The organism is Mycolicibacter heraklionensis, from assembly GCF_001021505.1.
Lineage (GTDB): Bacteria > Actinomycetota > Actinomycetes > Mycobacteriales > Mycobacteriaceae > Mycobacterium > Mycobacterium heraklionense.
The window spans coordinates 24,602-46,388 of the sequence record NZ_LDPO01000018.1; the positions used below are offsets into that span (position 1 = coordinate 24,602).

The window sequence follows — 21,787 nt, forward strand, 5'->3', positions numbered from 1 at the left end:
TAAAACCATCCATCGGTCCATCGCAGGTGGGCCACCGTTTGAGAACTTGAGGCAGGAAATGACTGGAAAGCGTCAGAGCGCACGGCAGACCGGAGCCGGGCGACGGATGGCGGGATCGCATCGGCGAGTGCTGGGTGCGGGTTCGGCGGCAGCGGCATTCTTGGCGTTCGGCATGACGCCGTTGGTGTCGGCGCCTGCGGCACAGGCCGATGGTGAATTCGACTGGCTGCTAGAACTTTTCAACCCGGCTGCGTGGCCGGCTGCCGAGGTGGACACCACGGGTGGCCTCGACTGGGCGTCGTTGTTCGACTCGTCGGCGGGGCTGGCCAGTGGCGACCCGTTCGATCTGAGTGCATATATCGATGAGTTCGTCTACATGCCGTTGCATGCCGGCATGCTCGACTGGATTGAGAGCCCGTTGGGCATCCAGGTCGACACCTTCATCAATGACACGTTCGGATTCGGCTCGCTCATCATCGGCAATGGGGCCACCGGTGTTGCCGGTGTCGATGGCGGCAATGGTGGTGCGGGCGGTTGGCTGTTCGGTAATGGCGGTGACGGTGTCGACGGCGGTGACGGCGGCGCGGCCGGCCTGTTCGGCAACGGTGGTGCCGGCGGTGCGGGGCTGGCGGGCTTGGCTGGTGGCGACGGCGGCGCGGGCGGTTCGTGGATGGGCGTCGGCGGTAGCGGCGGGGCCGGTGGCGAAGGTGGTGGCGCTGGCGGCAACGGCGGCGATGGCACGGGCTGGCTGTTCGGTTCCGGCGGTGCCGGTGGTGCGGGCGGTATCGGCGCGGCCGGTGCGGCGGGTCTGGCTGGTGCCACCGGGGTGTGGGCTTCGGACGGAAACGGCGCGGTCGGCGGCAACGGCGTGGTCGGTGGTAACGGTGGCAACGGTGGTGCCGGCGGTAAGGCCTCGGGCTTCTTCGGCAATGGTGGCAACGGTGGTGTCGGTGGTGCCGGCGGCGTCGGCGGTAACGGTGGCCGCGGTGGTGACGGTGCTGCCGGTGAGTGGGACGAGGCCGCCAGCAACGGCAATGGTGGTGTCGGTGCCGGTGGTGGCGACGGCGCCAACGGTGGTCAGGGCGGCCAGGGCGGGCTCGGCGGCGCCGGCACCAGCCTGGGTTCGGCGGGCGTCAACGGCCTCGGCGGCCAGGGCGGTGCGGGCGGTAACGCCGGGATCGCCGGTGACGGTGGCGCCGGCTTGGAGGCGACCAGCGAGCACCCCGACGGCGGTAACGGCGGCGACGGCGGAAACCCCGGCGCGATCGGCCACGGTGGCGAAGGCGGCCTGACCGGCGGCTCCACCACCGAGCGCGCGGCCAGCGGTGCGGACGGCCAGGCCGCCACCAGCGGCGGTAACGGCGGTAACGGCGGTGCCGGGTTCGATGTGGCGGCCTACAACGCCGCCCACGCAGGCGAATTGGGATTCAAGGCGCTCACCTTCGCCGGTGGTAACGGCGGTCTCGGCGGCAACGCCGGCGCGGTCGGGGACGGCGGCACCGGCGGCAACGGTGGCAACGGCGGTGACGGCGGCAAGGGCGGCAACAGTGGCGTGCTGCTGGAGAACGGCCACGGCGGCAAGGGTGGTGCCGGTGGCAACGGTGGCAACGGCGGTGCCGGTGGTGCCGGCGGCTGGGAAGCCGGCCAGGGCGGTGCCGGTGGTACCGGCGGCAAGGGCGGCGCCGGCGGCGTCGGCGGTGACGCCCTGAACCCGAACTCCGGAACCGGCGGCGACGGTGGTGTCGGCGGTCGGGGTGGTCTCGGTGGTGCCGGCGGTGCCGGATACACCGGCGCCGCGGGTGTGCAAGGCGTGAATGACGGTGCGGGTGAGAACGGCGGCAACGGCGGTGCCGGTGGAACCGGCGGCGAGGGTGGCGCCGGCGGTAACGCGGGCCACGGCGCCACCAGCAACGGCGGCAACGGCAACGGCGGTGCGGGCGGTAAGGGCGGTGACGCCGGCGCCGGGGGTAACGGCGGCCGGGGCGCCGACGGCGACGCCACCCACCTCGACGGTGGCCAGGGCGGCAACGGCGGCAACGCCGGCGTCGAAGGTGCCGGTGGTGCCGGCGGCAGCGCCGGCACTGGAGGTAACGGCGGCACGGCCGGCCTGCATGGAGCCAGCGGGAACCAGGTGACCGGCGGCGGCAACGGTGGTGACGGCGGCGACGGCTTCACCTCCACGGTGGCCGGGGCCTCCGGTGGCAACGGCGGTGCCGGTGGCAACGGCGGCAACCTCGGCAACGGTGGCAACGGCGGCGCCGGCGGCAACGGCGTGGCCGGGAACAATGGTGTCGGCACCGACGCAAGTGGTAACGGCAACTCCGGCACCAGTGGTGGCTCGGGTGGCGTCGGCGGCAAGGGCGGCAACGCCGGTACCGGGTCGGCGGCACTGACCGGCGGTCTCGGCGGCAATGGTGGTTCGGGCGCCAACGGTGGCGACGCCGCGGCGGGCGTGACCGGTGCAGCCGGATCGTTCGCCACCGGTGACGGCAATGGTGGTGCCGGTGGCAACGCCGGGACCGCCGGGGCCGGTGGTAACGGCGGCAACGGTGGCGCCGGTGGCACCAACGGCGACGGCAGCTCGGCGTCGACCGGCACCGGCGGCAACGCCGGCAACGGCGGCGCGGGCGCCAAGGGCGGTGACGGTGGCGCGGGTGCCAACGGAGACGCGTCGCACCTCAATGGCGGCAACGGTGGCCGCGGTGGTGACTCCAGCCAGGGCGGTGCCGCGGGCACGGCCGGTACCGGCGCGTCGACCGGCGCCGCCGGATCGCAGGGTGCGGGTGTGGGCGGCCCGGCCGGCAACGGCGGCAAGGGCGGTGACGGCTTCACCTCCAGTGCGGCCGGTGCGTCCGGTGGCAACGGTGGTGCCGGTGGTGATGGTGGCAACCTCGGCAACGGTGGCGACGGCGGTGCCGGCGGCAACGGTGTGGCGGGCATCAACGGTGTCGGCACCGACGCCGGCGGCAACGGCAACTCTGGCACCAGTGGTGGCTCGGGTGGCGTCGGCGGGAAGGGCGGCAACGCCGGTACCGGGTCGGCGGCGCTGGCCGGCGGTCTCGGCGGCAATGGTGGTTCGGGCGCTGACGGTGGCGACGCCGCGGCGGGCGTGACCGGTGCAGCGGGTTCGTTCGCCACCGGTGACGGCAATGGTGGTGCGGGTGGCAACGCCGGGACCGCCGGGGCCGGTGGTAACGGCGGCAATGGTGGTGCGGGTGGCACCAACGGCGACGGCAGCTCGGCAACCGGCGGGGCCGGTGGCAACGCCGGCAGCGGCGGCGATGGTGCCGCGGGCGGCAACGGCGGTGCCGGCGCCAACGGCGACGTGAACAACATCAACGGCGGCAACGGTGGTCGCGGTGGTGACTCCAGCCAGGGCGGTGCCGCGGGCACGGCCGGTACCGGTGCGTCGACCGGCGCCGCCGGATCGCAGGGTGCCGGCGTCAGCGGCCCGGTGGGCAACGGCGGCAAGGGCGGCGACGGCTTCACCTCCAGCGCGGCCGGCGCGTCCGGCGGCAACGGCGGCCGCGGTGGCGACGGCGGCAACCTCGGCGACGGTGGCGACGGCGGGGCCGGCGGTGCCGGTGTCGCGGGCACCAACGGCATCGCCGCCACGGTGGCGGGAGACAACGGCACCAGCGGTACCGACGGCGGGTCGGGCGGCAACGGCGGCGCGGGTGGCCTCGGCGGCGCGATCTCCGGTCATGGCGGCAACGGCGGTACCGGCGGTGCGGGCGCCCAGGGCGGAAACGCGGGTGCCGGCGCGGCCGGGACCAACGGCACCTATCTCAACAGCGGTGACGGTTCTGGGGAGAAGGGCGGCGACGCCGGTTCAGCCGGCAACGGCGGCCGGGGCGGCAACGGTGGTGCGGCCGGCGGCGTGGCCGCGGGTGGCTCCGGAGCCGGTGGCAGCGAGGGCGCGGCCGGGTCCGGAGGATCCGGTGGCGACGGTGCAGCCGGGGGCAACGGCGGTGACGGTGCGGCCGGCGACGCGTCCAACCTCAACGGCGGCAACGGCGGAGCCGGGGGTAACTCGAGCACCGGTGGAACCGGCGGCGCGGCCGGTACCGGCGCAGGTCCTGCCACCAGCGGAACCGACGGCAGCAGCCCGGCCGGTCCGGCAGGCAACGGCGGCGCCGGCGGTGCCGGCTTCGACAATGCGACCGGCGTCGGTGGCGATGGCGGTAAGGGCGGCGACGGCGGCAACATCGGCAACGGTGGAGCGGGCGGCGCAGGCGGCACCGGCGGCAACGGCACCGACGGCAACCAGGGCACGCTGGCCCACATCAGCGGCACCGACGGCACCGCGGGCTTCCACGGCGGCAAGGGCGGCGACGGTGGTGTCGGCGGCTCGACGTCCGGCAACGGTGGCACCGGCGGTGTCGGCGGGGCCGGCGGCAGGGGCGGCAGCGGCGGCGACGGCGTCGCCGGCACCAGCGCCACGGTGGCCGGCGACTCCGGAACCGATGGCGGGTCCGGCGGCAACGGCCAGGCCGGCGGCTACGGCGGCGCCGGTGGCAACGGTGGCGCTGCCTCCAACGGGACCGCTGGTGCCAACGGCAACGGCGGCGCCGGCGGTGCTGGTGGTGACGCCGGCACACCGGGTGATGGCGGGAACGGCGCCAACGGCGATGCGCTGGCCATCAACGGCGGCAACGGCGGTGCGGGCGGTAACGCCGGCACCGCGGGCAGCGGCGGCGCCGGTGGTGCGCACGGCACCGGCGGCACCGGTGGGATCAACGGCGGTAACGGGGCCGACGGCACCGGCATCACTGGGCCGGCCGGTAACGGTGGTGCGGGCGGCGACGGCTACAACGCCGCCAACGACGCAGGCGCGGCCGGTGGTACCAGCGGCGGTGACGGCGGAGCCGGCGGCAACGGCGGCAACATCGGCAACGGCGGCAATGGTGGCGTCGGCGGTGACGGTAAGACCGGCGTCGGCGGCACCGGCGCGGCCGGCACCGCGGGCACCCTCGCAAACCCGAACGGCGGCGCCGGTGGTCAAGGCCTGGCCGGCGGCGACGGCGGCAAGGGTGGTGCGGGCGGCAACGGCGGGTCGCTGGCGGCCAACGTCGCCGGCAACGGCGGCAACGGCGGCAGCGGTGGAGCCGGCGGTGCCGGCGGCACCGGTGGCGCGGGGTATGACGCCAGCACCGGATCGGTGGCCGGCGCGAGCGGCGGTAACGGCGGTAACGGTGGCGAAGCCGGATCGGGCGGTACCGGAGGTGCCGGCGGCAATGCCGGCACCACCAGCCACGGCACCGTGGGCACCAACGGCAATGGTGGCAACGGCGGCAGCGCCGGCACCGCGGGCGAGGGCGGCCAGGGCGGCAACGGTGCCGCCGGCAATGCCAGCACCCCCAACGGCGGCAACGGCGGTAACGGCGGTGACCCGGGCAGCATCGCCGGCACTGGCGGAACGGGCGGCGCGGCCGGTACCACGGTCGGTGCCGGCGGCACCGACGGTACTGACGGCGCGAACGGAACCCAGGCCATCGGCCCGTCTGGCAACGGCGGCAACGGCGGCGCCGGCTACGACCCGTCCCACGACCCGAACGCGGCGGCGGGAGCCTCCGGCGGTGCGGGCGGCAAGGGCGGCAATGGCGGCGCGATCGGTAACGGTGGCGACGGTGGTGCCGGTGGTAGCGGTACGGCGGGGGTGGCCGGGCTCAGCGCCACCGTCGCGGGTGGCTCCGGTCTCGCGGGCCAGGACGGTGGCGCGGGCGGCAATGGCGGCGCCGGCGGACTCGGCGGCGCGCAGGCCGGTAACGGTGGCGCCGGTGGTGCGGGTGGCTCGGGCGCCGACGGTGGCCAGGGTGGCAGCGGCATGAACGGTGCTGCCGGTGCGGTGGCGTCGGGAGTCGCCGGGCAGGCCAACAACGGCCAAGACGGTGGCGACGGCGCTATCGGCGGTAAAGGCGGTAACGGCGGCAACGGTGGTCTCGGTGGGACCGCGGCCCACGGCACCACCGGCAGCCTCGGTGCGGGTGGCAATGGTGGCAACGGCGGAGCCGACGGCACGGCGGGCAACGGTGGTGCCGGAGCAAACGGCGACGCCACCAACCACCACGGCGGTGACGGCGGCGACGGCGGCGACGTCGCCTACCCGAGCGCCGCGGGCGGCAATGCCGGTACCGGTTCCGGCAACGCCACGGCCGGCAGCGCGGGCAGCACCCCGACCGGCCCGGTCGGCAACGGCGGTAACGGCGGTGACGGCTGGAACAACACCGGAACATCCGGCACCGGCGGCGCTGGCGGTGCCGGTGGCGACGGCGGGAACCTCGGCCTGGGCGGCGACGGCGGCCACGGCGGTAACGGCCCGAACGGATCGGGCCCCAACGGCTGATCCTGCTTCGATAGACCGACGCGGCTACCCCGGCAACGGGGTGGCCGCGTCGCTCTTTTGGGCGGGAGAGGGAGAAACGGTAGTCCTTATCGCGAACAGTTGTCCTTATTGCCACAGGTGGCGACGTGTTACTGAACGGTAATCCGGACAACGGAATCGCAATGGACGCGAATTCCCGCTTACCTCGTAGCAACCCTGCGCAGAAGCTTTTGTAGCTGGACCGGCGCATGCGGGTGCCGCCGCGCCGTCGGAGGCGATCCAACTGCCATGAGAGGCGATCCGCCAACTGGTGCGCGCCTGGCTGCTGAGACGACTCGGCACCCGGTTGCCGGCACCCGGTGGCCGTAGTCGACGCAGTCGGCGGCGGGCGATTCGGGGCCGACAACTGCCAGCAAACTCATTGAACGCCCGATCATATTGCTGACAACCGCTGGCGGGACCCTAAGCTGTCAGTAAGCTGTGAAATGCGGAGAAACCACTTGAGTTATAAGTCTCCTTACGGAGCATCACTAACCGTAATCAAGGGTCACAAGCATGGATGCAGTTCCTTTGGTCTGCTGGAGTGCACTGGGGTTGACTGATCCTGAATCGTTGTTAACGTATGTCCTCAGTTGAAAATTACTGTGCTGGCGTTGAGCGTTGGCTAAAGGGGGAAGACGCCGTGGCTCGTCATCGTCGGGGTGGATTTAAGGCTCATAGCAGCAACCGTGTCTTTGGCGCCGGGACCGCGGTCGGTGCGTTTCTGGCGTTCGGGCTGGGGCCCTGGGCCGGGGCGCCGGCCGCGCATGCCGATTTTGACGATGTGTTGGCCGACCTGTTGGGTGCCGACCTGGGTAACGCCGTTGCGGATCTGGGTGCCAACTGGGCTGACCAGGCTGCCTGGTCGGTGGTTCTGGATCCCGGCAGCTGGTCGCCCTTCTTCGACCGCCTCGGTGAGCCGGCCATCTGGGATGCGATCCTTGCGGATCTGAATCTGGCCGGGATCGGGGTGGCGTCGCTGGATCTGCCCGGTTCTGCCGATGCGTCGTTCAATTGGGCCGACATCAATTGGCTGATGCCGTTCGGTGATGGCGCAGACGGCACGGCCGCTCACCCCGACGGTGGCGCCGGTGGGTGGATCTATGGCAATGGTGGTGCGGGTTGGGATGCCGACGGCACCGGTTCCAGCGACGATGGCGGCGCCGGCGGCCAGAGCGGCCTGTTCGGCGGTAGCGGCGGTGCCGGTGGTGACGGCTTCGGCACCGGCGACGGTGGTGACGGTGGCGGCGCCGGTTGGTTCGCCTGGTTCAGCCACGGTGGCGTCGGCGGTGTCGGTGGCGGTGACGGTGGTGCCGGTGGCGACGGCGGTAGCGGCGCCTCATCCGCGTGGTTCAGCGACGGTGGTGCTGGTGGTGCCGGTGGCGCCGGTGGCGGTGACGGTGGCAACGGTGGTGGCACCGGGTGGTTGTCCTGGTTCAGCGACGGTGGTGCCGGCGGCGCCGGTGGTAGCGGCGGTGGTGACGGTGGCAACGGCGGCAGCGTCGGCATCTTCTCCTGGTTCAGCAACGGTGGCGCCGGTGGTAACGGCACTGACGCAGTCGATTTGGGCACGCCTGGCGGTAATGGCGGCAACGGCGGCGACGCGGCGCTGTGGGGTGCCTTCAGCGCCGCCGGTATCGGTGGTAACGGTGGCAACGGCGTGGCCGGTCTCGCGGGTGCGGCCGGCAGCTTCGCCAACGGGGGCGACGGTAACGGTGGTTCCGGCGGTAACGGTGGTGCCGGCGGTAACGGCGGTACCGGTGGTAGGGGCTCGAACTGGTTCGGCGCCGGCGGTAAGGGCGGCGCGGCCGGTGACGGTGGTAAGGGCGGTGCCGGTGGCGACGGCGCCGACGGTGCTGACGGCTCCGTGGCCGGCGCCGACGGAACTAACGGTGGAAACGGCGGCGTCGGTGGTAACGGCGGCGCGGCAGGCCAGGCCGGTGCCGGTGGCGCGGGCGGCTGGTTCATGGGTAACGGCGCGTCCGGCGCGGCCGGCAGTCAGGACTCCGGCGGTGTGGGCGGTAACGGCGGCGACGGCGGCGACGGCGTCGACGGTGCGAACGGCACCGCGGGAACCGCGGCGGACCCCGACGGTACCGACGGTCAGGCCGGCGGCCACGGCGGCAACGCCGGTCTGGCCGGGGCGGGTGGCCAGGGTCCGGCTGGTCAGGCCGCCAGCGGCACGGCGGGCACGGCCGGTAAGGGTGGCAGTCGGCGGCGAGGGCTACAACGCGGCGACTGACGCGACCGCGCCGGCCGGGACTGCCGGTGGCAATGGCGGCGCCGGTGGCGACGCCGGCCTGGGTGGTCTGCAGGCTGACGGCATCACGCATGGTGTGTCGGGTGCGGCCGGTGTCGGTGGTGCCGGCGGTGACGGCAAGGACGGTGCTGCTGGTGCCGCGGGCACGGCGTTGGACCCCAACGGCAAGGCCGGTCAGGCCGGTGGCGCCGGTGGTAACGGCGGCCAGGGCGGCCTGAAGGCCGACGGCACGCGTGCTGCGCAGGGTGCCGGTGGCGACGGTGGTGCCGGTGGCAAGGGCGGTGCCGGGTATGACGCCGTCGCTGCGGGCGCGGCCGCCGGCACGTCCGGTGGTAACGGCGGTGTCGGTGGCGATGGTGGGACCGGTGGCACCGGTTCCGTTGCGGGCCAGCACGGCGTCGGTGGCGTCGGTGGCAAGGGTGGCTCGGGTACCGATGGCGCCAACGGTGGCGCCGGCACGAACGGTGATGCCGCCAACCACGACGGCGGCGCGGGCGGCAATGGTGGCAATGGTGGTAACGCCGGTGTCGGTGGCGCCGGTGGTGACTCCGGTGGCGGCAACCACGCCGCCAGCGGCGCCAACGGTGTCGCGGGTAAGGGCGGCAACGGTGGTGTCGGCGGCGCCGGGTATGACGCCGCCTTGGATGCGACTGCTGCGGCCGGGACTGCTGGTGGCAATGGTGGTGCCGGCGGTAATGCGGGCCTGGGTGGTCTGCAGGCCGACGGCACGACGCGGGCGGCGGCGGGTACCGCCGCCGTCGGTGGCAACGGTGGTGACGGCAAGGACGGCCAGGACGGTGTCAATGGCACCCAGGCCAACCCGGACGGCACGGCCGGCCAGGCCGGTGGCGCCGGCGGCAACGGCGGCCAAGGTGGCCTGACCGGCGACGGCGTGACTCGTGCCGCCACCGGTGACGGTGGCGACGGTGGTGCCGGCGGCAAGGGTGGCGCCGGTTACACCGGCTTGGCTGGGGCTACCGCAGGCTCGGCCGGCGAGAACGGCGGCAACGGTGGTGCCGGTGGTGCCGGTGGTGTCGGTGGTACCGGTACCCACGCGGGTGACCACGGCGCCGGCGGCGTCGGTGGCAACGGCGGATCCGGTGGTGCGGGTACCGCGGGTGCGAACGGTGTCGACGGCACCGCCACCCATGTGGACGGCACGGCGGGTCAGGCCGGCGGCGCCGGCGGTAACGCCGGCAAGGGCGGCGTCGGCGGCGACAACGGTGACGGGACCACCGCCACCGCCGGCAACGACGGCTCGGCCGGTGTCGGTGGCAAGGGTGGTGCCGGCGGCAAGGGCTTCGACGGTGTCGACGGCTCCAACACCGGCGTCGGGCGGATTGACGGCACCAACGGTGGCGCCGGTGGCGCCGGTGGTGACGGTGGCCTGGGTGGTCTGAAGACCGACGGGACTCGCGCCGCGCAGGGCGACGGCGGTGCCGGTGGTGCCGGCGGTAAGGGCGGAAACGGTGGCAACGGTGTGGCCGGAGCTACCGCGGGTGCCAGTGGCACCAACGGTGGTGTCGGCGGCAACGGTGGCGCCGGTGGCGTGGGCGGCCACGGCACCAACAACGGCGCGGTCGGTGGCGGCGGTGTCGGTGGCAACGGTGGCAACGGTGGCGCGGGCGCCACCGGCGCGGCCGGCGTCGACGGCACGGCTTCGCACGTGGACGGCACCGCCGGCGGTAACGGCGGTGCGGGCGGTAACGCGGGCAAGGCCGGTACCGGTGGCCTCAGTGGCGCCGGTGTCGCGGCCGCAGGCGGAACCGACGGCACGGCCGGTGCCGGTGGTGCCGGTGGTCAGGGCGGTAAGGGCTTCAACGGTGCCGACTCCACCAGCGCCGGTGTTTCCGGTGGCAATGGTGGTTCCGGTGGCGCCGGCGGTAACGGCGGCCAGGGTGGCCTGAAGGCTGACGGCGTCACGCGTGTCGCCGATGGCGCCGGTGGCAATGGTGGTGCCGGCGGTACCGGTGGTAAGGGGTACACGGGTAAGGCGGGTGTTGACGCCTCGGTTGCCGGTGGTGACGGTGGTGCGGGTGAGTCGGGCACCAGTGGTGGTAATGGTGGTGCCGGTGGTGCGGCCGGTACGGGTTCGACGGCGGGTCAGCAGGGTGTTGGTGGCGCCGGTGGTGCTGGTGGCGCCGGTGGTGCCGGCGGTAAGGGTGCTGCGGGCTCGGCTGGTACGGCGTCGCATGTCGACGGCCAGGACGGCGGTAACGGTGGTGCCGGTGGTAACGCCGGCGCTGGTGGTGTTGGTGGTGTGGGCAAGGGTGGTCAGGCCGCCGGTGGTGCCAATGGCACCGCTGGTGTGGGTGGCGCCGGCGCTCAGGGTGGTCAGGGCTTCAACGGTGCCGACTCCACCAGTGCTGGGGTTTCCGGTGGCAATGGTGGTTCCGGTGGCGCCGGCGGTAACGGTGGTGCCGGTGGCCAGCAGGTGGGTGGCGGAACTGCTGCCCAGGGTGCCGGTGGCAATGGTGGTGCCGGCGGTAAGGGCGGCGCCGGCTATGACGCGGTCGCCGCGGGTGCGGGCGCGGGTGTCTCGGGTACCAATGGTGGTGTCGGCGGCGACGGTGGCGCTGGTGGTACCGGATCCGGACCGGGCGACCACGGTGCTGGTGGCGTCGGTGGCGCTGGTGGTGGCGGCACTGATGGTGCCAATGGCGCGGCCGGTACTACAGGTACCGCTGAGGACCACACCGGCGGTGCCGGTGGCAATGGTGGCGATGGTGGTAACGCCGGTGCCGGTGGCGCCGGCGGTTCGTCCGGTGGTGGTAACTACGCCACGGCGGGCACCAATGGTTCGGCCGGTAAGGGCGGCTCCGGTGGCGCCGGTGGCGCCGGGTATGACGCTGCCGCGGATGCGACTGCTGCGGCGGGTACCGCCGGTGGCAACGGTGGTGTCGGTGGTAACGCCGGCCATGGCGGCCTAGAGGTCGGTGGCGGCCACGCCACCGACGGCACTGCCGGTATCGGCGGTGATGGTGGTGACGGTAAGGACGGTGCCAACGGTGTGGCGGGCACCGCCCCGAACATTGATGGCACCGCCGGTGGTAAGGGCGGCGCCGGTGGTAACGGCGGCCAGGGTGGTCTGCAGACCAATGGCAGCCACGCCGCGCAGGGCGACGGTGGCGATGGTGGTGCCGGCGGTGTCGGTGGCGCCGGCTACACCGGGCTGTCCGGTGTCAACCCCGGCGACAACGGTGAGAGCGGAAGCAACGGTGGCGCCGGCGGTGACGGTGGTGCCGGTGGTGCCGGCTTCGTCGGCGGCAAGGGCGGTGTGGGCGGCAATGCCGGCAGCGGCGGCAGCGGTGGCGACGGTGTCACCGGTGCCCAAGGGACGTTCGCCAACGGCGGCAGCGGCACCGGCCAGACCGGCGGCTCGGGCGGCAGCGGCGGCTCCGGCGGCAACGGCGGCACGGGCGGCGCCGGAGGTACGTCCACCGGCGGCGGCCCGAACGGAGCCACCGGCGTCGGCGGCGATGCCGGTGACGGTGGTAACGCGGGCACGGCCGGTGATGGCGGCAAGGGCGCGGACGGTACCGCGGCCCATGTCGACGGTGGCAACGGCGGCCACGGTGGGGAGGTCGGCACGGCCGGCCACGCCGGTACCGCGGGAGCGGGCGGTAACGCCGGCACGGACGGCCACGACATCACCGGCATCGCCGGCAGCGGTGGCCAGGGCGGCGACGGCTTCAACGGAGTCAATGCCGGTGACCGCGGCGGCAACGGCGGCGCCGGTGGTGACGGTGGTAGCCGCGGTAGTGGCGGTAACGGTGGCGCCGGTGGTGACGGTGTGGCCGGCGACAACGGTGAGAGCTTCGGCAACCCCAATGCCCCGGGCGTTCCGGTCAGCGACGCCGGTCACGCCGGCGGCGCTGGCCAGGCCGGTGGTGCCGGCGGTAACGGTGGCGCCGGAGGTGCGAGCGGCGCGCTGGCCGGTAACGCCGGTAGCGGCGGCAAGGGCGGTGCCGGTGCCGATGGTGGTGACGGTGGCGATGGCGGTTGGGGTGCTGACCACGCTCTGGGTGCGCTGCATCCGACGGCCAACATCAACGGTGGTGCCGGTGGTGTCGGCGGCGACGGTGGCGCCGGTGGCAATGGTGGTGCTGCGGGTGCGCTGAACAACGGCAGCGGCAACGCCGGTGTGCAGGGCGATGCGGGCACGGCCGGCAAGGGTGGCGATGGCGGTGACGGTGGCCGAGGTGGCACCGGTGGCGACGAGGGTGGCCCGGACGGTATCGGCGGTGCCGGCGGCGCTGCCGGTGACGGCGGTAACGGTGGTGCCGGTGGCTCGGGTCTGAATGCCACCGATGGTGGTGACGCCGGTAACGGTGGTGTCGGCGGTCATGGTGGTCACGGCGGTTCCGGCAACTACCCGGGCGGCCTCGACGGTATGGACGCCGGCCGGGCCGGTAACGGTGGCAACGGTGGCGTCGGTGGTGAGGGCGGTATCGGCGACAACGCCACCAATGGTGGCGCCGGTGGCGGTGGTGGTACCGGCGGTGAAGGCGGCACCGGTGGTGTCGGCAAGTGGGGTGTGGGCGGCAACGGCGGCGAAGGCTCCGACGGTGGCACCGGTGGTAACGCCGGTGCCGGCGGTGCCGGGCACAACGGCGGCACCGATGGGGCCGACGGCGCCGGTGGTGACGGCGGCCTGGGTGGCCGGGGCGGCCAGGGCGCGGCGAACACCAGCCAAGACGCGAATGGCAATGGTCTGGCCGGTGGTGACGGTGGTCAGGCCGGTAACGGCGGTGCCGGCGGTCAGGGCATCGGCGGCGTCGGCGGTGGTAACGGTGGCCGGGGCGGTCAGGGTGGTCAAGCCGGTTCGGGTGCCGGCGGAGCCAACGGCACCATGGCCAACGCTCAAGGTGGCAACGGTGGCGCCGGTGGTACCGGCGGTAACGCCGGCCAGGGTGGTGCCGGCACCGATGGCGGCACCACCGGCGGTGAAGGCACCGGCGGTTGGGGCGGTAACGGTGGCGCCGGCGGCACGGGCTTCAACGCGCCGGCCGGTAGCGGCGTAGTCGGCGGCAACGGTGGAGAGGGTGGACGCGGCGGCGATGCCGGCCAGGGCGACCAGGCCAACGCCACCGGCGACGACTACCACCCCGGCCAGGCCGGTAACGGCGGTGCCGGCGGTGCGGGCGGCAAGGGTGCCACCGGCAGCAACGGCGATGACGGCACCGACGGAGGTAACGGCGGTAAGGGCGGCGACGGCGGCAACGGCGCCATCGCCGGTAACGCCGGTCAGGGCGGTGCCGGTGGTGTCGGCGGCGACGGCAGCACGGGCGTCGTAGGCCACTACGACGGCGGCGACGGCGGCAAGGGCGGTAACGGCGGCGCCGGCGGTGTCGGCGGCACCGGTGACGGCGGAACACACGGCCTCAACGGCGCCGGCGGCAACGCCGCCAACGGCGGCAAGGGTGGCGACGGCCTCGGCGGCGGCAGCGGGGCTCACGCGGGCGACGGCGGCAACGGTGGTGACGGCGGCAACGCCGGTGCGGCCGGCGGTGCCGGTGCGACCGACGGCAACGCCGGAAACGGCGGCCAGGGCGGCAAGGGCGGCACTGGCCAGGGCATCGTCACCGACGGTGCGGGCAACGCCTACGCCCAGGGTGGTGGCGACGGTGGCTCCGGTGGCACCGGCGGCCTGGGCGCCTCCACCACGGCTGACGGTAACGGCGGCCAGGGTGGCGCCGGTGGTACGGGCGCGGCGATCCTCGACGGTGCGGGCGCCAGCGGCACCGTCACCGGTGGTCCCGGCGGGGCCGGCGGCGCTGGAGCGACCGGTACCGCCACTGAAGCGGGCCGCGGCGGTGGCGGCGGTGGCGGTGGCGGTGGCGCCCTGATCCAGGCCGCCCCGGGTGGTACCGCCAGTGGCAGTGCCACCGGTGGTACCGGCGGTGCGGGCGGTGCTGGCACCACCACCGAGTCCGGTAGCACCGGCAGTCTGGGCGGCAACGCCGCGATCACCGCGGATGGCACCAGCAGTGCCAGCGGCAGCGCGACCGGCGGTAATGCTGGTGCGGGTTCTGATGGTGGCGTTGGTGGCAACGGTGGTAACGCCAGCGTCTCCGCCAAGGCTGGTGGCGTGATTACTGATGGTCACGCCGTTGCTGGCAATGGCGGTGCTGGTAGCACCGGCGGCAAGGGCGGTGCCGGTGGTGCCGGCACCATCTCTGCCAGTGCGTCGGGTGCGACGGCTTCGGGTACTGCTACCGGTGGTGCGGGTGGTGCCGGTACCACGGGTGGTGTCGGTGGCGCTGGTGGTGACGGTGCCGTTTCTGCCAGTGCGTCGGGTGCGACGGCTTCGGGTACTGGTACCGGTGGTGCGGGCGGCGCGGGCACCGACGGCGGTAAGGGTGGCGCTGGTGCTCAGGGTGGCGTTTTCGCTCAGCGGGTCGGTAGCCAGGCCATTGGTACGGGTATCGGCGGTGCCGGCGGCACCGCCGACGGTGCCGGTAGCACGGGTGGCGCCGGTGCCGGCGGCTGGATTCAGACCGGCTTCTATTCCGGTGGCGCCAATAGCTCGGCCAGCGGGTATGCCCTCGGTGGTGCCGGTGGCGCCGGGACCACCGGCGGCCATGGTGGTGTCGGTGGCCAGAGCGTCGTGCTGGCCACCGGGGATGGCTCCACGGCCACCGGCAACACCTACGGCGGTACCGGTGGTGCGGGTGACCACGGCGGAACCGGTGGTGCCGGTGCGCTTGGGCAGATAGTGACCATGGGCACCGGTACTCAGGCCAGCGGTACCGCTACCGGCGGTGACGGCGGCAGCGGCAGCGGTACCGGTATCACCGGTGGTAACGGTGGTCAAGGCATCGTCAGTTCGGGGGCATCGTCTGGTCTTGGCGCCAACTCCACAGCCGAGGGCACCGCGACCGGCGGTAACGGCGGGGACGGCCAGAACGGCGTCAACGGCGGCAACGGTGGGGTCGGCGTCATCTCGACCAAGGGCGAAAACAACTCCATCACCGGCAGCACCGCGACCGGCGGTAACGGTGGCACCGGCGCGATCGGCGGTGAGGGCTCGGTCCGGACCGACGGCACCGGTAGCACGGTCAGCGGCAGCACCGGGACCGGTGGCAACGCCGGCGCGGGTGACGCCAACGGTGGGGTCGGGGGCGCGGGCGGCGCGGGCACCGTCAAGGCCAGCACCGGTGGCACCGTCATCGACGCCACCGCCACCGGTCATGTCGGCGCGGCCGGCACCGACGGTGGAACGGGCGGGGCCGGCGGTTCCGCCGCGATCCTCGCCAGCAACGGTGGCACGGTCGGCGGCACGGGTGTCGGTGACACGGCCATCGCGACCGGTGGTGCCGGCGGGGTCGGCAGCAACGGTGGAACGGGCGGGGCCGGCGGTCAGGGCAACCTCTCCGCCACGGCTTCGGGGGCCACAGCTACCGGCACCGGTACCGGTGGTGCGGGTGGCGCTGGCGCGGACGGCGGCAAGGGCGGCGCCGGTGCTCAGGGTGGGATTTTCGCCCAGAAAGCCGGTAGCCAGGCCAGCGGTATCGCCACTGGCGGCGCCGGCGGGTATGCCACCGGCGCCGGCAGCACCGGTGGTGCCGGTGCCAGCGGTTCGATTCAGGTCGGCTACACCGGCAGTGCCGGGGTCAATGGTGTTGCCGGCGGCCAAGCCACCGGCGGTGCCGGCGGCGCCGGGACCACCGGCGGCCACGGTGGTGTCGGCGGCCAGAGCGTTGTGCTGGTCGGTGGGGATGGTGCGGTAGCCAACGGCACGGTGCTCGGCGGCACCGGCGGCGCGGGCTCTAACGGCGGCACGGGCGGTGCCGGCTGGACCGGCCAGGTCGCGGCCTTGGGCAGTGGATCGCATGCCAGCGGCAGCGGCACCGGTGGCAGCGGCGGCACCGGCGACGGTAACGGCGTTGTCGGCGGCAAGGGCGGCCAGGGCTTCGTTCAAGCACTGGGCGCCAACAGCACCGCCGACGGCCAGGCCACCGGCGGCGACGGCGGCGCGGGCGCCAACGGCGTCAGCGGCACCAACGGCCAGGACGGCAACATCAAGGCCCAAGACCAAAACAGCAGCGTCACGAACAGCACCGCTACGGCCGGCGACAGCTCCACCGGTTTCCAGGGTGGTCGCACCCAGATCACCGCCAGCCACGGCGGCAGCATCGACGGTGTGGACGCCGTTGGCGGCAACGCCAGCGCCAGTGCGGCTGGTGGCGCTTCCACGGTCACCGCCGACGGCACTGGTAGCACCATCAACGGCGGCAGCGCCACCGGCGGCAACGCCGGCACCAGTAACGCCAACAGCGGCGCCGGTGGCAGGGGCGGCGCCGCCACCCTCTCAGCTACCGCCGGCGGCCACATCACCGACGGCAACGCCACCGCCGGAGCCGGCGGCAACGGCGGCGCCAACGGTGGCAACGGCGGTGCGGGCGGTAAGGGTGCTGCGGGCGGCACCGCCACCATCAGCACTTCCAACGGCGGCAGCGCCGGCGGTGAGGCTACCGGCGGCGCCGGTGGCAACGGCGGCGCCGGCAACACCGGTGGCAACGGCGGTAACGGCGGCATCGCCGGCAATGCCTCGATCACCTCTCCCAATGGCGGTAGCGCAACCGGCACTGCCACCGCTGGCGCGGGCGGCAACGGTGGGGATGCCACCGCAACGCAGGCCGGCGCCACCGGCGGCACCGGCGCCGATGCCTCCATCACGGCATCCGACACCAGCAGCGCTCACGGCACCGCGATCGCTGGTGCTGGTGCGGCGGGGACTACGGCTGGCAGCACGGCCGGCAACGGTGGTAGTGCCACCATCACCGCCAGCGGTGCCAGCACCGTCCAAGGTGGCACTGCCACCGGTGTCGCCGGGGCTCAGGGTGTCAACGGTGGCACCGGCGGCACCGGTGGTGCGGCCAGCATCACGGCGACCAACGGCAGCACCGTCACCAACACCGTCGACGGCAATGGTCACGACACCACTACGGCGACCGGCGGTGCGGGCGGCGTCGGTGACGCCGGCAAGGGCGGCGCAGGTGGTGCCGGCACCGTCTCCGCCAGTGCGTCGGGTGCGACGGCTTCGGGCACTGGTACCGGTGGTGCGGGCGGTGCCGGCACCACCGGCGGTGTCGGTGGCGCCGGTGGCCAGGGTGCCGTTTCTGCCAGTGCGTCGGGTTCCACGGCTTCCGGCAGCGGTACCGGTGGTGCGGGCGGCGCGGGCACCGACGGCGGTAAGGGTGGCGCCGGTGCTCAGGGTGGGCTTTTCGCTCAGCGGGTCGGTAGCCAGGCCATTGGTACCGGTATCGGTGGTGCCGGTGGGTCTGCCGACGGTGCTGGTAGCACGGGTGGTGCTGGTGCCGGCGGTTGGATTCAGACCGGCTTCTATTCCGGTGGCGCCAACAGCTCGGCCAGCGGGTATGCCCTTGGTGGTGCCGGCGGTGCCGGGAACAGCGGTGGCCATGGTGGTGTCGGTGGTCAGTCCACCGTGCTGGCCACCGGGGATGGCTCCACGGCCACCGGCAACACCTACGGTGGTGCCGGCGGTGCGGGTGATCACGGCGGGACCGGTGGTGCCGGTGCGCTGGGGCAGATAGTGGCCATGGGCACCGGCACTCAGGCCAGTGGTACCGCGACCGGCGGCGACGGTGGCAGTGGCTCGGGTAGCGGTGTCACCGGTGGCGCCGGTGGTCGCGGTGTGGTGAGTTCGGGGCAGTCCTCTGGTGCTGGTGGCAACGCCACCGCTGACGGCACCGCCACTGGCGGTGACGGTGGGGCGGGCCAGGGCGGCGTCAATGGTGGTGCCGGGGGTGGCGGCACGATCTCGACCAAGGGCGCCGGCGACTCCATCACCGGTGGTACTGCGACCGGTGGTGACGGGGTCACTGGGGTAGCCGGCAATGCTGGGCAGCTCTCCACCAACGCTGGGGGCAAGATCACCGACAGCAGCGCGATCGCGGGCAACGCCGGTGGCGGTGCCGTCGGTGGCGGTGCCGTCGTCCAGGCCACTGGGGCTGGTGGCAGCTCGGTCAGTGACACTCACGTCACCGGTGGCGACGGTGGTGCCGGCGGGGCGGGCGGTGGCGCTAGCGCGTCCGCCACCAATGGTGGCGTCATCTCTGCTAGCACTGTCGACGGCGGCGACAGTAGTGACACCGCAGTCGGCGGTGCGGCCACTGTGACTGCTGCGGGCGCGAACAGCGCGGTCAGTGGTAGTTCCGCTGAGGGCGGCAACGCCGGGGCCGGTGACGCCAACGGGGGCACCGGTGGAGTCGGCGGTAACGCCAGCGTGGCAGCCAGCAACGGCGGCCACATCACTGATGGTCACGCCGTTGCTGGCAATGGCGGTGCTGGTAGCGCCGGCGGCAAGGGTGGTGCCGGTGGTGAGGCGGACGTCACTGCTGGTGCCGGCGGCACGGTCACCGGTACCGCTACCGGCGGTACCGGCGGGAGCGGCACCGGGGCGAACAGCATCGGTGGCGATGGTGGTTGGGCTCAGATGCAGGCTGGTTACTCGGGCAACACGCCTCCCACCGGCGGAACGGTGAGTGGCTCCGCCACCGGCGGTGACGGCGGTGTCGCCACCAACGGGGGACAAGCCGGTGGTGGCGGAGGCGCCTTGGTGATGGCGGCTGGTCCGACTGGTGTTGCTGATGCGCAGGCCACCGGTGGTAATGGCGGCGGTGCCAGTGCTGCGGGTGCGCATGGCGGCAACGGTGGGTTCACCAACGTGGCCGGCCTCAACGGGAGCATCACCGGTGGGGTTGCGACCTCCGGTGACGGTGGCGCCGGCCGCGGCGGTAACGGCGGCGACGGCGGCATGGGCTGGATCCAGGCCTACGACCCGAGCGGTGCGGCCGGAACTCAGATCGTCAACGGCTCGTCGGCCGGCGGTAACGGCGGTGACGGCGGCGTCGACGGAACGAACGGCGCCGTTGGTGGTAACGGTGGCACGGGCGGCAACAGCACCTTCTGGATGTCGGGCGGCCAAACCTCTACTGGCGCGGTCAATTCCGGTGGTGACGGTGGTGACGGTGGCACGGGCGGCGACGGCGTCGGTAGCACCGGCGGTAACGGCGGTGCCGGTGGTATCGGTGGCGACACGGCCGGCAATGTCGGCCACGGTGGCGACGGCGGTAACGGCGGTACCGGTGGCACCAACGGCGGCAGTGGTGGCGCGGGCGGTGCGGGAGCCAACGCTGCGGCCGCAGCCGGCAGTGGCGTAGCCACCGGCGGTAATGGCGGTGTCGGTGGTGTCGGTGGTGCCGGCTATGACGGCGGTAAGGGCGGTGCCGGTGGCACTGTCAGCATCTCCACCAGCACCGGCGGCACGATCGACTCCATCAGCACCGCGACCGGCGGTAACGGCGGCGACGGCGGTGCCGGGTCGGCCACTGGCGTCGGCGGCACCGGCGGCAGCGGTGGCACAGCGACCATGTCCGCCTCCGACAATGGCGCCATCCACGATGGTCATGTGGTCGGCGGCGATGGCACTGACGGTGGGCCCAACGGCGTCAACGGCAATGCCGGCGCGAATAACTCGCTGATCGTCAGTGGCGCCGGAAGCAGCGTCACCGACACCACCATCGCCAGCGGCCAGAACACCGCCAACTTCGCCGGCGGCGCGGCCACGGCGACGGTCAGCAGCGGCGGCGTCATCACCGGCAGCACGGTCACCGGCGGCGATGCCAGCGACACCGCGGCCGGTGGCGCGGCGAGCCTGGCCGCCACCGGGTCGGGAAGCCTGATCACCAACAGTCACGCAACCGGTGGCAACGCCGGCGTGGGTGGCACCAATGGCGCCACTGGAGGTGGGGGCGGCGCAGCCGGCATCCAAGCGGTTGGCGGTGCGCATGTCACCGACACCACTGTCACGGGCGGTGTCGGCGGTAACGGGATGGACGGCGGCGCGGGTGGCGGCGGCGGCTTCGCCGTCGCCTCGGCGATCGGGGCCGGCAGCGCCATCACCGGCGCTACTGCCACCGGCGGCAGCGGTGGGCTCGGCAATGCCGGGACCGGCGGTGAAGGCGGCAGCGGTCAACTGATCGTCGACGCCGCGGGCGGCTCGATCGGCGGAGGCGGCAATACCGCGATCGCGATCGGCGGCGACGGCGGCGCCGGAAGCAACGGCGGCCACGGCGGTAACGGCTCGTGGGGTGAACTCGAGGCCGACGGCCTCGGCGGCAACTCCTACGGCATCTCCACCGGCGGTTCCGGCGGTGCTGCCGACGGGCCTGGCAGCCAGGGCGGCAACGGTGGAAGCTCCGACATCGAGAGCGCCAAGACCACCGGCGGCTTCGGTGACCCGAGCCTCGGCGGCCCCGGCGGGACGGCCAGCGGAACGTCGACCGGTGGTGCCGGGGGCGTAGCCCACAACGGTGGCCACGGCGGTAATGGTGGCAAGGCGAGTATCGCCGCCGGTGGGGCGAACGCTGTCGCCAGCGGCACATCCAAGGGCGGCGCCGGTGGCGAAGGGGATGGTGGCCAGGGCGGCAACGCCGGAACCAGCCGGATCACGGCACTGGGTGAGAACACCACGTCCACCGGTGGCAGCGCCACCGGCGGCGACGGCGGCAAGGGTAGCGGCGGCGGGACCGGCGGCGCCGGCGCTGACGGCAACATCGGGTCCGCACTGACCAGCGCCGGGAGCCCCGGCGACAACCCGACCGCCAACAACAACACGGTCGTCGGTGGGAGCGGCGGCGAAGGCGGCAGCGGTCATACCGGCGGCGGTGGCACGGAGGCCGACGTCTATGCGGTCAACGGGGGAGAAAACCCGGGGTGGCCTAACCCGAACAACAACCAAAACGTTCTGGGTGCGGACGGCGCGAACAACCCGTAACCCCCGACACGCCACGCATTACGGCCCGGTCCTTCGACCGGGCCGTAATGGCGCTGGCGCTTCCGATGGTCGTGACGCCCCAGGGCTGACCGGCCTGGCCCGGCCCGTCCGCTCTGGCAAACAAATCGTCGGTATTTTTACCTAATCTGAGAAATATATAAGTGGTTGGGATCGACTGTGAATATATTTCGAGCATTAACTTAAGCGCTTCGCTGCTTGGGTAATACCTGTTCAGTCAACCGCGAATCCACCCGGGCACCCCCTTCCAGTTTCCTCACAGAAATAGGGGTTGACTAAGAATTTGCCACTGCTAGCCTAGCCCCCCATCAGATTTGCCACCGTCGTCAATATCTGCAGC

The 21,787-nt window shown here is 73.3% G+C and carries 3 protein-coding genes; all 3 read left to right on the forward strand.

The window, feature by feature from the left end; genetic code table 11:
* Positions 1-106 precede the first annotated feature (106 nt).
* Positions 107-6,346 carry a PE family protein gene (locus ABW16_RS27845; RefSeq protein ID WP_157864260.1) on the forward strand — a complete coding sequence of 2,080 codons (6,240 nt, stop codon included), beginning with the start codon at positions 107-109 and terminating at the stop codon, positions 6,344-6,346.
* Between the two features lie 661 nt (positions 6,347-7,007).
* A complete protein-coding gene (locus ABW16_RS26530) occupies positions 7,008-8,606 on the forward strand; it encodes a PGRS repeat-containing protein (protein WP_157864261.1) in 1,599 nt (532 codons plus the stop codon).
* Positions 8,569-21,429: a beta strand repeat-containing protein gene (locus tag ABW16_RS27850; protein ID WP_052956981.1), complete on the forward strand. Its 12,861-nt coding sequence runs from the start codon at positions 8,569-8,571 to the stop codon at positions 21,427-21,429. The genes ABW16_RS26530 and ABW16_RS27850 overlap by 38 nt, the downstream gene beginning before the upstream one ends.
* The last annotated feature ends 358 nt before the right edge of the window (positions 21,430-21,787 follow it).

Excerpts from the sequence above, each read along its gene's own strand:
- ABW16_RS27845 (WP_157864260.1), top strand. The coding sequence starts at position 107 with ATGGCGGGATCGCATCGGCGAGTGCTGGGTGCGGGTTCGGCGGCAGCG.